The organism is Pedobacter sp. (genome assembly GCF_965249885.1).
Lineage (GTDB): Bacteria > Bacteroidota > Bacteroidia > Sphingobacteriales > Sphingobacteriaceae > Pedobacter.
Genome location: NZ_OZ252254.1, coordinates 2,863,474 through 2,875,641, shown reverse-complemented (window position 1 = coordinate 2,875,641; position 12,168 = coordinate 2,863,474). Strand labels below are relative to the sequence as shown.

23 protein-coding genes are annotated in these 12,168 nt (G+C 38.4%); all 23 read right to left on the bottom strand.

What is annotated here, in order from left to right; all coding sequences use genetic code 11:
* Positions 1-11 precede the first annotated feature (11 nt).
* Entirely contained in the window at positions 12-1,355 is a 1,344-nt protein-coding gene (gene secY, locus ACY2A0_RS12185; RefSeq protein ID WP_113638049.1) for a preprotein translocase subunit SecY, read from the bottom strand.
* Between the two features lies 1 nt (position 1,356).
* Entirely contained in the window at positions 1,357-1,803 is a 447-nt protein-coding gene (rplO, locus tag ACY2A0_RS12180) for a 50S ribosomal protein L15 (protein ID WP_461789800.1), read from the bottom strand.
* Between the two features lie 108 nt (positions 1,804-1,911).
* Positions 1,912-2,091: a 50S ribosomal protein L30 gene (rpmD, locus tag ACY2A0_RS12175; protein ID WP_097132832.1), complete on the bottom strand. Its 180-nt coding sequence runs from the start codon at positions 2,089-2,091 to the stop codon at positions 1,912-1,914.
* Positions 2,092-2,095: 4 nt separating this feature from the next.
* Positions 2,096-2,614: a 30S ribosomal protein S5 gene (gene rpsE / locus ACY2A0_RS12170; RefSeq protein ID WP_113638052.1), complete on the bottom strand. Its 519-nt coding sequence runs from the start codon at positions 2,612-2,614 to the stop codon at positions 2,096-2,098.
* 18 nt (positions 2,615-2,632) lie between these two features.
* Entirely contained in the window at positions 2,633-2,986 is a 354-nt protein-coding gene (rplR, locus tag ACY2A0_RS12165; RefSeq protein ID WP_113649316.1) for a 50S ribosomal protein L18, read from the bottom strand.
* Between the two features lie 5 nt (positions 2,987-2,991).
* Positions 2,992-3,549, bottom strand: a complete 558-nt coding sequence (gene rplF, locus ACY2A0_RS12160) for a 50S ribosomal protein L6 (protein ID WP_461789799.1) — start codon at positions 3,547-3,549, stop codon at positions 2,992-2,994.
* 18 nt (positions 3,550-3,567) lie between these two features.
* A complete protein-coding gene (gene rpsH, locus ACY2A0_RS12155; protein ID WP_113661952.1) occupies positions 3,568-3,966 on the bottom strand; it encodes a 30S ribosomal protein S8 in 399 nt (132 codons plus the stop codon).
* Positions 3,967-4,131: 165 nt separating this feature from the next.
* Entirely contained in the window at positions 4,132-4,401 is a 270-nt protein-coding gene (gene rpsN, locus ACY2A0_RS12150) for a 30S ribosomal protein S14 (RefSeq protein ID WP_113638055.1), read from the bottom strand.
* Positions 4,401-4,970, bottom strand: coding sequence for a 50S ribosomal protein L5 (rplE, locus tag ACY2A0_RS12145; RefSeq protein WP_461789798.1), 570 nt, complete (start codon positions 4,968-4,970; stop codon positions 4,401-4,403). Before rplE ends, rpsN begins: the two co-directional genes overlap by 1 nt.
* Positions 4,970-5,311 (bottom strand): 50S ribosomal protein L24, encoded by a 342-nt coding sequence (rplX, locus tag ACY2A0_RS12140; RefSeq protein ID WP_461789797.1) that lies wholly within the window; start codon positions 5,309-5,311, stop codon positions 4,970-4,972. The genes rplE and rplX overlap by 1 nt, the downstream gene beginning before the upstream one ends.
* 1 nt (position 5,312) lies before the next feature.
* Positions 5,313-5,681 carry a 50S ribosomal protein L14 gene (gene rplN, locus ACY2A0_RS12135; RefSeq protein WP_113638058.1) on the bottom strand — a complete coding sequence of 123 codons (369 nt, stop codon included), beginning with the start codon at positions 5,679-5,681 and terminating at the stop codon, positions 5,313-5,315.
* Position 5,682: 1 nt separating this feature from the next.
* The gene (gene rpsQ, locus ACY2A0_RS12130; RefSeq protein WP_113638059.1) at positions 5,683-5,937 is read right to left on the bottom strand and encodes a 30S ribosomal protein S17; all 255 of its coding nucleotides are present in this window, start codon (positions 5,935-5,937) and stop codon (positions 5,683-5,685) included.
* 13 nt (positions 5,938-5,950) lie between these two features.
* Positions 5,951-6,160, bottom strand: a complete 210-nt coding sequence (gene rpmC / locus ACY2A0_RS12125) for a 50S ribosomal protein L29 (RefSeq protein ID WP_113638060.1) — start codon at positions 6,158-6,160, stop codon at positions 5,951-5,953.
* Between the two features lie 75 nt (positions 6,161-6,235).
* Positions 6,236-6,658 (bottom strand): 50S ribosomal protein L16, encoded by a 423-nt coding sequence (gene rplP / locus ACY2A0_RS12120; RefSeq protein ID WP_113638061.1) that lies wholly within the window; start codon positions 6,656-6,658, stop codon positions 6,236-6,238.
* Positions 6,659-6,692: 34 nt separating this feature from the next.
* A complete protein-coding gene (gene rpsC / locus ACY2A0_RS12115; protein WP_113638062.1) occupies positions 6,693-7,493 on the bottom strand; it encodes a 30S ribosomal protein S3 in 801 nt (266 codons plus the stop codon).
* A gap of 5 nt (positions 7,494-7,498) precedes the next feature.
* The gene (rplV, locus tag ACY2A0_RS12110) at positions 7,499-7,861 is read right to left on the bottom strand and encodes a 50S ribosomal protein L22 (RefSeq protein ID WP_113638063.1); all 363 of its coding nucleotides are present in this window, start codon (positions 7,859-7,861) and stop codon (positions 7,499-7,501) included.
* Positions 7,862-7,868: 7 nt separating this feature from the next.
* Positions 7,869-8,135, bottom strand: a complete 267-nt coding sequence (gene rpsS / locus ACY2A0_RS12105; RefSeq protein WP_113649308.1) for a 30S ribosomal protein S19 — start codon at positions 8,133-8,135, stop codon at positions 7,869-7,871.
* The gene (gene rplB / locus ACY2A0_RS12100; protein ID WP_461789796.1) at positions 8,135-8,959 is read right to left on the bottom strand and encodes a 50S ribosomal protein L2; all 825 of its coding nucleotides are present in this window, start codon (positions 8,957-8,959) and stop codon (positions 8,135-8,137) included. The genes rpsS and rplB overlap by 1 nt, the downstream gene beginning before the upstream one ends.
* Before the next feature lie 25 nt (positions 8,960-8,984).
* Positions 8,985-9,275, bottom strand: a complete 291-nt coding sequence (gene rplW / locus ACY2A0_RS12095; RefSeq protein WP_461789795.1) for a 50S ribosomal protein L23 — start codon at positions 9,273-9,275, stop codon at positions 8,985-8,987.
* A 1-nt stretch (position 9,276) separates the two neighbouring features.
* Positions 9,277-9,906, bottom strand: a complete 630-nt coding sequence (rplD, locus tag ACY2A0_RS12090) for a 50S ribosomal protein L4 (protein ID WP_461789794.1) — start codon at positions 9,904-9,906, stop codon at positions 9,277-9,279.
* Positions 9,907-9,911: 5 nt separating this feature from the next.
* A complete protein-coding gene (rplC, locus tag ACY2A0_RS12085) occupies positions 9,912-10,529 on the bottom strand; it encodes a 50S ribosomal protein L3 (protein ID WP_113638120.1) in 618 nt (205 codons plus the stop codon).
* 318 nt (positions 10,530-10,847) lie between these two features.
* Positions 10,848-11,237 (bottom strand): DUF1634 domain-containing protein, encoded by a 390-nt coding sequence (locus ACY2A0_RS12080; RefSeq protein ID WP_461789793.1) that lies wholly within the window; start codon positions 11,235-11,237, stop codon positions 10,848-10,850.
* Entirely contained in the window at positions 11,237-12,073 is an 837-nt protein-coding gene (locus tag ACY2A0_RS12075; RefSeq protein ID WP_461789792.1) for a sulfite exporter TauE/SafE family protein, read from the bottom strand. The genes ACY2A0_RS12080 and ACY2A0_RS12075 overlap by 1 nt, the downstream gene beginning before the upstream one ends.
* Between the last annotated feature and the right edge of the window lie 95 nt (positions 12,074-12,168).

Sequence of the window (12,168 nt, the reverse complement as noted above, 5' to 3'; positions counted from 1 at the left end):
TTAAACGCTAATTACAGCGCTGCTCCGCTAGTGCTTGTAACAGCAGAAGGAATTCCAGAACGACCGGTTACCCTACCTGTTTTCATCAAACCATCATAGTGGCGCATTAACAAATAACTTTCTATCTGTTGCAAAGTATCTAATACTACCCCTACCAAAATCAACAATGAAGTACCACCAAAAAAGTGCGCAAACTCCTGCTGAATTCCAACTTTTACTGCCAATGAAGGTAAAATCGCAATAGCTGCTAAGAATAACGATCCTGGGAAAGTAATCTTAGAAATTACATCATCAATAAAAGAAGAAGTAGCTAAACCTGGCTTAACACCTGGGATAAAACCACCATTTTTCTTCATGTCATCAGACATCTGCGTAGGATTAACCGTAATTGCAGTGTAGAAGAAGGTAAACGCAATAATCAAGAATGCGAAAGTTAAGCTATAAGTTAACGAAGTAATATCCGAATATTGGTGCAACCAACTGTTTTGCAAGTTAGGGAACAATCCAATTAAAGCACTTGGCACAAACATTAAAGCTTGCGCAAAGATGATAGGCATTACCCCTGCAGCATTTACTTTTAAAGGAATGTACTGTCTAACCCCACCTACTTGTTTGTTACCAACAATACGTTTAGCATACTGTACCGGCACTTTGCGTACACCTTGAACAATAAGGATGGTGAACATGATAATAGCATATAACGCTACAATCTCTAATACCAATCTGATCAAACCACCGTCACTACCTGCAAACACAGAACTAATCTCTTGTGATAATGCAATAGGTAAACGAGCAATGATACCAACCATGATGATTAAAGAAGTACCGTTACCAATACCTTTATCTGTAATCTTTTCACCAAGCCACATTACGAAAAGTGTACCTGCAGTTAATACGATAGCTGAAACAAAGTAAAACAAGGTATGATTGATAATAATCGCATCTTGAGCTACTTGGGTTTTAACATAACCAACGGCTTGTACAAGCGTAATAGCTACTGTTAGGTAACGTGTATACTGCGTTAACTTTTTACGTCCACTTTCACCTTCTTTTTGCATTTTTTGGAAAGTTGGCACGGCAATACCTAATAACTGCACTACGATAGACGCAGAAATATAAGGCATTACACCTAATGCTACGATAGATGCCTTTGAAAAAGCACCACCGGCAAACATATCCAACAAGCCTAAAAGACCAGTTTTTTGCGCATTTGATAATTGTGCAGGATCAACTCCTGGCAATACCACTTGGCAAACTAATCTGTAAATCACCAGAATCATCAGCGTAAATAAAATACGCCCTTTTAATTCTTCGATTTTCCAAATATTACTTAAAGTAGAAAATAGCTTCTTCATTTTATAATTTTACGATTGAGCCTCCAGCTGCTTCGATAGCTTTTTGTGCGCTAGCCGAAAAAGCATGAGCTGTTACTTCCAATTTAGCTTTAACTTCGCCACGACCTAAGATTTTAACTAAATCGTTTTTAGAAGCTAAACCATGCTGTTGCAATGTAGCAAAATTAATGGTGTCTAAGCTAAATTTTTCAGCTAATCCTTGTAATACATCTAGGTTAACACCAACATACTCTGTACGGTTAATTGGTTTGAAACCAACTTTAGGTACACGACGTTGCAAAGGCATTTGACCACCTTCGAAACCTATTTTTGTAGAAGTACCTGAACGAGATCCAGCTCCTTTATGACCGCGTGTTGATGTACCACCACGACCAGAACCTTGACCACGACCAATTCTTTTACTTGTTTTAACAGCACCTTTTGCTGGTTTTAAATTACTTAAGTTCATTTGATAAACTTTTGTGTTGCCCCTTCGCTTTCACTAATCAGGAAACAACGATTAAACAAAAAAATTTGCCTAAGATATATAAATCCTAAGCAAATCCTAATAATAAATTTATATAGCTTCGATAGCTACTAAGTGATTAACTTTTCTAACCATGCCAATGATTGCAGCATTAGCCTCAACCTCAACACTTTGGTTTAATTTGCTTAAACCTAAAGCCTTCATGGTTCTTTTTTGGCGCTCGCTTCTATCGATAACGCTCTTTACCTGAGTGATTTTAATTTTAGCCATGATCTTATCCGTTAAAAACTTTGTTTAAATCAACACCACGGTTTTGAGCTACTGTATAAGCGTCACGCATTTTAGTTAATGCATCAACTGTAGCTTTTACCACGTTGTGAGGATTTGATGAACCTTTTGATTTAGCCAATACGTTGTGTACACCAGCACTTTCTAGTACGGCACGCATCGCACCACCAGCAATTACTCCAGTACCCACAGCAGCAGGCTTAATTAATACAAAACCACCTGAGTATTTACCGATTTGCTCGTGAGGTACAGTACCGTTCAAAATTGGAACTTTTACCAAGTTCTTTTTTGCGTCGTCTACACCTTTAGCGATAGCTTCAGTAACCTCTTTAGCTTTGCCTAATCCGTAACCTACAACGCCGTTCTCATCACCTACAACTACGATAGCTGAAAAGCTGAAAGTACGACCACCTTTGGTTACTTTAGCAACACGTTGGATGCTCACTAAACGATCTTTTAATTCAATCTCGCTAGTTTTTACTCTTTTTATATTGATAGTTGACATTATATCTTATTTAAATGATTAAAATACTAGACCAGCTTCGCGGGCACCTTCTGCCAACGATTTTACACGACCATGGTACAAGTAACCATTTCTGTCGAAAACAACTTCTTTGACACCAGCTGCAATTGCTTTCTCGGCAACTAATTTACCTACTGCGACTGATTGTTCTGACTTGTTTCCTGAAGCATTGAAATCTTTAGATAAAGATGATGCTGCAACTATAGTTTTACCAGTTTCATCGTTAATGATTTGAGCATAAATACCTTTATTGCTTCTATAAACTGATAAACGTGGACGGTTCTCAGATCCAGTAAGTCTTTTTCTGATACCTTTTTTAATACGCTCTCTGCGTGATAATTTTTTTCCTGCCATTTTAATTATTTTTTAGAAGCTGATTTACCTGCTTTTCTTCTTAACACTTCGCCTACGAACTTGATACCTTTACCTTTATATGGCTCTGGTGCACGTAACGAACGGATTTTAGCTGCTACTTGACCAATCAATTGTTTGTCGATGCTCTCTAAAATGATTTTAGGAGTTTGACCTTTTTCTGATGTGGTAGTTACTTTAATTTCAGCTGGCAATTGGAATACATAGTGGTGAGAATAACCTAATACTAAATCCAAAGTTTGACCCTGGTTGCTAGCACGGTAACCAACACCTACTAATTCTTGTTCTAATTTATAACCTTCTGTTACACCTACAACCATGTTGTTGATTAGTGAACGGTACAAACCATGTAAAGCTCTGTGTCTTTTTTGATCTGTTGGACGTTGTACGGTTAATACGCCATCTTCTTGAGAGATAGTGATATCTTTATCTACTAACTGGGTTAACTCTCCTTTAGGACCTTTTACAGTTACTAAGTTATCGTTGTTAACGGTAATAGTTACTCCTGCAGGTACGTTAATTGGGGCTTTTCCTATTCTTGACATTGTACTGATCTCCTTTAATTAATAAACGTGACACAATACCTCACCGCCAATATTCAATTTGGCTGCTTCTTTATCAGTCATTACACCTTTAGAAGTAGATAAGATTGCGATACCTAAACCATTTAATACTCTTGGCATGTTTTCAACGCCTGCATACTGTCTCAAACCTGGCTTACTGATACGAGTTAACGTGCGGATAGCAGGAATTTTAGTGATAGCGTTATATTTCAACGCAATTTTGATCACTCCTTGAGCAGTAGTGTCTTCAAACTTGTAGTTTGCAATGTAACCTTTGTCAAAAAGAACCTTAGTGATTTCTTTTTTAAGGTTAGAAGCTGGAATTTCTACAATCCTGTGATTTGCTTTGATAGCATTTCTTAATCTTGTAAGATAATCCGCTATTGGATCTGTATTCATTATGAATCGAATTGTGATACTGGTTTCCGTACGCGTCAGCCGACTTCCGGACCTAATATCGGTTAATAATCTGTTTGTTCACTTATATGCTAATGAGTCATAAGCTGTAAGGGCTGCAAAAATACAACTTACAACTTATAACTCAAAAACTTATGTGATATTAAATTACCAGCTAGCTTTTCTTACTCCCGGGATTTTGCCTTCTAACGCCATTTCACGGAAAGTTACCCTTGAAATACCGAAAGTACGCATATAACCACGAGGACGGCCAGTTAACTTGCAACGGTTGTGTAAACGTACAGCCGAAGAGTTTTTAGGTAATTTGTCTAATGCTGCGTAATCGCCTGCTGCTTTCAATGCTGCACGTTTCTCAGCATATTTAGCTACTAATTTTTGGCGTTTAACTTCGCGAGCTTTTACTCCTTCTTTTGCCATTATTGTTCTGCTTTTTGTTGATTTTTAAATGGTAATCCAAATTGTTTTAAAAGTTCCAATGCTTCAACATCAGTTTGGGCACTAGTTACAAACGTAATGTCCATACCTAAAATCTTGTTGATTTTGTCGATGTTGATCTCAGGGAAAATGATTTGCTCGGTAACACCTAAAGTGTAGTTACCTCTTCCATCAAATCCTTTATCATTGATTCCTTTGAAATCACGGATACGAGGCAAAGCTACTGAAATTAATCTATCTAAAAACTCGTACATGTTATTGTCACGTAAAGTTACGCGTACACCAATTGGCATACCTTTACGCAATTTAAAGTTTGATACGTCTTTTTTAGACTTAGCACTTACCGCTTGTTGACCAGTGATGGTGCTTAACTCAACGATAGAGCTATCGATAATTTTCTTATCAGCTACAGAGTAACGACCAACACCTTGGTTGATAGAAATTTTCTGAAGCTTAGGAACCTGCATTACGCTTTTGTATTGGAATTTCTCTTTAAGAGCCGATACAATTTCCTCTTTATATTTGCTTTTTAATCTTGGTACGTATGCCATTATTTAATTTCCTCCCCTGAAACTTTAGCAACTCTAACTAATTTTCCGTCGGCATTTAATTTACGGCCAACACGAGTAGTTTTACCAGATTTTGGATCAACCAACTGAACGTTCGAAATATGAAGAGCAGCTTCTTTTTTAATTATGCCACCATTTGGAGCAGCAGCACTTGGCTTAGTGTGTTTAGATACAAGGTTTACACCTTCTACTACCACTCTATTTGCAGATACAAGTACTTCCTGTACTTTACCTTGTTGTCCTTTAGAGTCGCCAGCAATAACTTTTACTAGGTCGCCTTTACGGATCTTTAATTTTGCCGGTTTGTTAACTTTGTTTCCCATTTTATAATACCTCCGGTGCTAATGATACAATTTTCATGAATTGTTTTTCACGCAGTTCTCTTGCTACCGGGCCAAAGATACGTGTGCCACGAGGCTCATCTTGGTTGTTTAACAACACGGCTGCATTGTCGTCAAAACGGATATAAGAACCATCTTTACGACGGATTTCTTTTTTAGTTCTAACTACAACTGCTTTAGAAACAGTTCCTTTTTTAATGTTACCAGAAGGCAATGCGCTCTTTACAGTTACAACGATTTTGTCACCAATTGATGCATATCTTTTGCCGGTTCCACCAAGTACACGGATAACCAATACTTGTTTTGCGCCGCTGTTGTCGGCTACGTTTAATCTTGATTCCTGTTGTACCATCTTATTTAGCTCTTTCTAAAATTTGTACTAATCTCCAGTTCTTGTTTTTACTCAGCGGACGAGTTTCCATGATCAATACTGTATCGCCGATACCGCATTCGTTTTTCTCGTCATGAGCCATAAATTTGGTAGTTTTCTTTACGAACTTACCATAAATCGGGTGCTTCACTTTACGCTCCACAGCAACCACAACAGATTTATCCATTTTGTTGCTTACTACTAACCCGGTTCTTGTTTTTCTTAATTGTCTTTCCATTTCGACTCTAAAATTATTTAGTTTCAGTAGCTGCCGCTGCTTTCACAGCAGACAATTCAGTGTTTAATCGGGCAATAGTTTTTCTGGCCGCAGTGATACGGTTAGGATTTTCGATAGCCGAAATTGTGTGCGCAAATTTTAACTTAACTAAGTTTTGTTTTTCTTCTGCGATCTTCGCTACTAATTCTTCTTGTGAAAGCCCTTTGATTTCTGAGTTTTTCATCTTATTAATTTTTATAGTGATGGGTCTAGCGGTTATAATAACAAGTTACTTACAACATTGATCCCATCTTTCTTTTTATGCTTCTACGTAATCTCTACGTACTACAAATTTTGTTTGAACAGGTAATTTCTGAGCAGCTAACCTTAAAGCTTCTTTAGCAATTGCCAAAGGCACGCCTTCTGCTTCGAAAAGGATACGTCCAGGTCTAACTACGGCTACCCAATATTCAGGCGCACCTTTACCTTTACCCATACGTACCTCAGCTGGTTTCTTAGTTACCGGTTTGTCCGGGAAAATTCTGATCCAAACTTGACCTTCACGTTTCATGTAACGAGTTACCGCGATACGTGCTGCCTCAATTTGGCGACTTGTGATCCAAGTAGCTTCTAAAGATTTGATTCCAAAAGATCCGAATGATAGCTCAGCACCACGAGTTGCTAAACCTTTCATCCTGCCCTTTTGCATCTTTCTGAACTTGGTTCTTTTTGGCTGTAACATTTTATTTAAATATTATCGTTGAACGATTTGTTAACTATTTGCGAGGGCCTCTGTTGTTGCCACCGCCTCTATTATCTCTTCCGCCTTGACCCGGACGACCGCCACCGCGTTTGTCGTTATTCCTTCTGTCGCCGCCGCCTCTGTTCTCTCTAGCTCCGCTGTTACCTGGTGCATTGTTAGCTGCGCCAATGTTTGGAGAAAGATCACGTTTGCCATAAACTTCACCTTTACAGATCCAAACTTTGATACCTATTTTACCATAGGTAGTTAAAGCTTCTGCTAAAGCATAGTCGATATCGGCACGGAAAGTATGCAAAGGAATTCTTCCTTCTTTGTACTGTTCTGTACGAGCCATCTCAGCACCACCTAAACGGCCAGAAGTCATGATTTTGATACCTTCTGCTCCCATTCTCATGGTTGATGCGATTGATGATTTCATTGCTCTACGGAACGAGATCCTAGCTTCTAATTGTTTTGCAACACCTTCTGCTACTAATTGTGCATCAAGCTCAGGGCGTTTAATTTCAAAGATGTTAATTTGAATTTCCTTTTTAGTCAATTTCTTTAACTCTTCTTTGATTTTATCAACCTCTTGGCCTGCTTTACCGATTACAATTCCTGGACGTGCTGTGTGGATAGTAACAGTGATACGTTTTAAGGTACGCTCGATTACTACTTTAGAAACACCGCCTTTTGCAATACGAGCTGAAAGGTATTTTCTTATTTTTTCGTCCTCAACTAATTTATCAGCATAGTTGTTGCCACCGAACCAGTTAGAATCCCAACCTCTGATGATTCCTAACCTGTTACCTATTGGATGTGCTTTTTGTCCCATTTCTGTTAATTAGTTTGAGTTTCAACGTTTTTACTATCTACAACAAGGGTTACGTGGTTAGAACGCTTACGGATTCTATAACCGCGGCCTTGAGGTGCTGGTCTAAGTCTTTTCAACTGACGACCACCGTCAACCATTACCGATTTAACGAATAATTGGCTTTCTTCAGGGCGAGAACCAGAGTTTTTTTGCTCCCAATTGTTGATGGCAGACAATAAAAGTTTTTCAACTCTTATAGCAGCTTCTTTATTGGTGTACTTCAAAATCTGTAATGCTTTCTCAACACGCTCACCTCTGATAAGATCCACAACTAAACGCATCTTACGCGGTGAAGTTGGGCAATTGTTTAATTTCGCTACTGCTTCCATCTTTTAATTATTTTTTCTTTTCAGAGTGGCCCCTAAAGGTTCTAGTTGGAGCGAACTCCCCTAGCTTGTGGCCAACCATGTTTTCTGTTACGTATACTGGTATAAATTTATTGCCGTTATGCACTGCAAATGTGTGACCAACGAAATCTGGTGAGATCATTGATCTACGTGACCAAGTTTTGATTACAGTCCTTTTGCCTGAATCATTCATAGAGTTTACTTTACGCTCTACGTTATGGTCAATATAAGGTCCTTTTTTAATTGAACGAGCCATTATTTTTTCCTTTTCTCTATGATGAAACGATTTGAGTATTTTTTCTTAGAACGTGTTTTGAAGCCTTTAGCTAAAACGCCGTTTCTTGAGCGTGGGTGACCACCAGATGATCTACCTTCACCACCACCCATTGGGTGATCTACTGGGTTCATCGCTACTGGACGAGTACGAGGACGGCGACCGATCCAACGGCTGCGACCTGCTTTACCCAACACTTCGTTTGCATGATCAGAGTTAGAAACTGTACCAATAGTGGCTAAACAAGTAACTAAGATAGATCTTACTTCACCTGAAGGCAATTTGATAGTAGCATATTTACCGTCTCTTGCAGCTAATTGTGCATAAGAACCTGCGCTACGTGCTAATTGAGCACCTTTACCTGGATGAAGCTCTAAATTGTGGATGATAGAACCTAACGGAATGTTAGCTAATTTCAAAGTATTACCTACTTCTGGAGTAGCTTTATCGCCCGAAAGCACTGTTTGTCCAACTTGCAATCCTTCTGGAGCAATAATGTAACGCTTCTCACCATCAGCATAGTTTAACAATGCGATGCGTGCTGTACGGTTAGGATCGTACTCAATAGTAGCTACAACAGCAGGAATATCAAATTTATCACGTTTAAAATCAATTAAACGGTAAGATTTTTTGTGACCACCACCGATATAGCGCATAGTCATCTTTCCTGTATTGTTACGACCTCCCGATTTCTTAGAAGATACAACCAATGATTTTTCGGGCTTGGTTGCTGTAATCTCCGTAAAACTAGCACCAACTCTAAAGCGGGTACCCGGAGTAACTGGTTTAAATTTTCTTAAGCCCATAGTTATTAATTATTCAATTTTTATATTAAATATTCGCGTAATAATCTATTGTTTCTCCGTCTTTAAGGGTAACAACAGCTTTTTTGTATTTAGGGCTACGGCCAGTTACCAAACCTGCTTTGGTGTTTCTGGTTTTTGCCTTGCCTTGTACTATCATTGTATTTACCGCAACGATAGTTACGCCATACATTTGCTCGATAGCACTTTTAATCTGCAATTTGTTAGCTCTGTGATCTACTTGGAAAGTAAAACGGTTAGCTTTTTCGGTTAATGCAGATGCTTTTTCGGTTAAAATTGGTTTTTGTAAGATTTCCATATTACTTGGCAAATGCCTCCTCCAATGATTTAAGCGAATTAGCAGTTAACAAAAGTTTACTAGCGTTCAATACATCATAAGTATTTAAATCGCCTGCAGTAATAACTTTAGCTTTCTGAATATTTCTGCTTGATAAATAAATATTGTTGTTTTGTTCTGGCAATACTAACAAAGTTTTTTCGTTTGTTAAGTTTAGTGCGCTTACCAAGTTCACATAGTTTTTAGTTTTGATGCTATCAAAATTGAAATCTTCTAAAACCACGATGCTGTTATCCTGAGCTTTATAAGCTAAAGCCGATTTACGAGCTAATGATTTTAATTTCTTGTTCAATTTAAAACTATAGTCACGAGGTTGAGGACCAAAAACACGACCACCACCATTGAACAATGGAGATTTGATGCTTCCGGCACGTGCACCACCAGTACCTTTTTGTTTGTATAATTTACGTGTAGAACCAGCAATTTCGTTACGTTGCTTAGACTTGTGCGTACCTTGACGTTGGTTAGCCAAATACTGTTTTACATCTAAATAAATCGCGTGGTCGTTTGGTGTAACACCAAATACCGACTCAGGAAGTTGCACCTTGGCACCTGTCTCTTTTCCTGAAATGTTTACTACTTTAACTTCCATCTTGCTTACTTATCTAAGATTACGTAAGAACCTTTAGCTCCTGGTACGGAACCGCTAACTACTACTAGGTTTTGCTCAGGATAAACTTTCAATACTTGTAAGTTTTGAACTTTTACTCTGTCGCCACCTGTTCTACCTGCCATACGCATACCTTTGAATACACGTGAAGGCCAAGAAGAAGCTCCCAATGAACCTGGTGCACGCATCCTGTTGTGCTGACCGTGAGTTTGGCCACCCACACCACCAAAACCGTGACGTTTTACCACACCTTGGAAACCTTTACCTTTTGAAGTTCCCACAACATCTACATAGTCACCTTCAGCGAAGATGTCCACAGTAACTGTGTCGCCTAAGTTTAAAGTTGCTTCAAACTCGCCGAACTCAACCAATTTACGTTTTGGAGTTGTGTTTGCTTTTGCGTAATGGCCTTTTAATGGCTGCGTTACGTTTTTCTCTTTTGCTTCATCAAATCCTAACTGGATTGACGAATAACCGTCTGTTTCTTCGGTTTTAACTTGTGTTACTACACAAGGTCCAGCTTCGATTACAGTACAAGGAATGTTTCTTCCTTCTGCATCGAAAATACTGGTCATTCCTACTTTTTTTCCAATAATTCCTGACATTTCTTTAATTAAGTTAACACCCATCGAAGCAGTAGGGCTTCGTTCAAGGTGGATATACAATCCCCGCAAAGGGACGGCAAAGATAGGCAAGAATTATTAATTTTCAAATAGTTAGCTAAAAAAATTTTAATGTTTTATTAACAGCTATTTGATGGTTCGGGAAGTAAATGCGTTTCGAAATCAAATTATGTAGCAAAAAAATGCAACAAATTGAATTACAAACATTTAAAGTTATTGAGAATTTAGACCGTTAATTACAGGGATATTTAATTTAAAAAGCAGCATTGGAGCTTCACTACATCAGCTTTGCTTAATTAACTAATGTGCAAAACCACCACTTAAGCTAGCCATAATAATTGCTAGCACTAGCAAACCAATAGCGACATATAGGTAATCTTTTTCAATGAAAAAACTAACTACCGCCATTAGCACTCGAGCTATTGGAGTAAATATGAGCATCAATAACCCAAACTGCACAATAGCAACACCTTTAAAGGTTAATACTGCGCTAAATATATCGGACACGGTTTTTAACGACACTTTATTAAAATCGAAAACCTTATAATTAATGGTTTCGGCTGAATGATCAAATAGGTAAATGATACCGCCAATAATGACGATCCCCATAGAAATGTATACGCCAACTCTTAACAAGTTGCCTACCAAGCTTTGAATATCTTTATCTGTAATGTTTTTTGCTTGCTCCATTAAAAACCTCCCGTCAATCCTTTATAAATCATTTGTATTGCCAAAATAGTGACCACCACGGCAAACACTATTTTCAATTTATCTGTTTTTGCCTTAACCAAAACTTTGGCGCCAACGGTTGCTCCTAGTAATACGCCAATACATACCGGCATTGCTATACCAGGATCAATTTGCCCGCGGTGCAGATAAACAACAGCACTAGCCGCAGCGGTAACTCCCATCATGAAATTACTGGTAGTTGTAGAAACCTTAAAAGGCAAGCGCATGATGTTATCCATTGCTATTACTTTTAAAGCACCACTTCCTATTCCAAGCAGACCCGATAATGTACCGGCAAACAACATCATAAAAAAACCACCGGCCACATTTTTTACAGCATAAGGCGTATCTACACCCTGATTGGGATACGACCCATTCAGTTTGAAAAATTTTGCGCCTTTGCTACTGTAATCTATATTGGTATGATCTACTTTTTTACGCAAAGTCATTAAAGAAGAGAAAATCAATATGCAGCCAAATATGACAGCTACGTAGGCAGCATTTAAATACACCGCAATTACAGCACCTAAAATAGCTCCCACTGTAGTGGCGATTTCTAAAAACATGCCTATTCGCATATTGGTGAGTCCTTCTTTGACATAAGCAGCCGCAGACCCGGTTGATGTAGCGATTACCGATATGATAGATGCCCCGATAGCGTAGTGAATATCTACGCCCAAGCCCAGCGTTAGTAAAGGAATAATAATTACTCCGCCTCCCAAACCAGTGAGAGAGCCTAAAAAGCCAGCTAAAAATGCGCCAACAAGTACGATTAATGTAAAGACTAATACCGTCATACCGGCAAATATAAGGTACTTAAAAAGGCTTTATGCAATAAACAAGCAATAAAATAATGTCTATAGGATACTTAGAATTTATAGTTTATTGGAAT

Excerpts from the sequence above, each read along its gene's own strand:
- secY (WP_113638049.1), bottom strand. The coding sequence starts at position 1,355 with ATGAAGAAGCTATTTTCTACTTTAAGTAATATTTGGAAAATCGAAGAA.
- rplO (WP_461789800.1), bottom strand. The coding sequence starts at position 1,803 with ATGAACTTAAGTAATTTAAAACCAGCAAAAGGTGCTGTTAAAACAAGT.
- rpmD (WP_097132832.1), bottom strand. The coding sequence starts at position 2,091 with ATGGCTAAAATTAAAATCACTCAGGTAAAGAGCGTTATCGATAGAAGC.
- rpsE (WP_113638052.1), bottom strand. The coding sequence starts at position 2,614 with ATGTCAACTATCAATATAAAAAGAGTAAAAACTAGCGAGATTGAATTA.
- rplR (WP_113649316.1), bottom strand. The coding sequence starts at position 2,986 with ATGGCAGGAAAAAAATTATCACGCAGAGAGCGTATTAAAAAAGGTATC.
- rplF (WP_461789799.1), bottom strand. The coding sequence starts at position 3,549 with ATGTCAAGAATAGGAAAAGCCCCAATTAACGTACCTGCAGGAGTAACT.
- rpsH (WP_113661952.1), bottom strand. The coding sequence starts at position 3,966 with ATGAATACAGATCCAATAGCGGATTATCTTACAAGATTAAGAAATGCT.
- rpsN (WP_113638055.1), bottom strand. The coding sequence starts at position 4,401 with ATGGCAAAAGAAGGAGTAAAAGCTCGCGAAGTTAAACGCCAAAAATTA.
- rplE (WP_461789798.1), bottom strand. The coding sequence starts at position 4,970 with ATGGCATACGTACCAAGATTAAAAAGCAAATATAAAGAGGAAATTGTA.
- rplX (WP_461789797.1), bottom strand. The coding sequence starts at position 5,311 with ATGGGAAACAAAGTTAACAAACCGGCAAAATTAAAGATCCGTAAAGGC.
- rplN (WP_113638058.1), bottom strand. The coding sequence starts at position 5,681 with ATGGTACAACAGGAATCAAGATTAAACGTAGCCGACAACAGCGGCGCA.
- rpsQ (WP_113638059.1), bottom strand. The coding sequence starts at position 5,937 with ATGGAAAGACAATTAAGAAAAACAAGAACCGGGTTAGTAGTAAGCAAC.
- rpmC (WP_113638060.1), bottom strand. The coding sequence starts at position 6,160 with ATGAAAAACTCAGAAATCAAAGGGCTTTCACAAGAAGAATTAGTAGCG.
- rplP (WP_113638061.1), bottom strand. The coding sequence starts at position 6,658 with ATGTTACAGCCAAAAAGAACCAAGTTCAGAAAGATGCAAAAGGGCAGG.
- rpsC (WP_113638062.1), bottom strand. The coding sequence starts at position 7,493 with ATGGGACAAAAAGCACATCCAATAGGTAACAGGTTAGGAATCATCAGA.
- rplV (WP_113638063.1), bottom strand. The coding sequence starts at position 7,861 with ATGGAAGCAGTAGCGAAATTAAACAATTGCCCAACTTCACCGCGTAAG.
- rpsS (WP_113649308.1), bottom strand. The coding sequence starts at position 8,135 with ATGGCTCGTTCAATTAAAAAAGGACCTTATATTGACCATAACGTAGAG.
- rplB (WP_461789796.1), bottom strand. The coding sequence starts at position 8,959 with ATGGGCTTAAGAAAATTTAAACCAGTTACTCCGGGTACCCGCTTTAGA.
- rplW (WP_461789795.1), bottom strand. The coding sequence starts at position 9,275 with ATGGAAATCTTACAAAAACCAATTTTAACCGAAAAAGCATCTGCATTA.
- rplD (WP_461789794.1), bottom strand. The coding sequence starts at position 9,906 with ATGGAAGTTAAAGTAGTAAACATTTCAGGAAAAGAGACAGGTGCCAAG.
- rplC (WP_113638120.1), bottom strand. The coding sequence starts at position 10,529 with ATGTCAGGAATTATTGGAAAAAAAGTAGGAATGACCAGTATTTTCGAT.
- ACY2A0_RS12080 (WP_461789793.1), bottom strand. The coding sequence starts at position 11,237 with ATGGAGCAAGCAAAAAACATTACAGATAAAGATATTCAAAGCTTGGTA.
- ACY2A0_RS12075 (WP_461789792.1), bottom strand. The coding sequence starts at position 12,073 with ATGACGGTATTAGTCTTTACATTAATCGTACTTGTTGGCGCATTTTTA.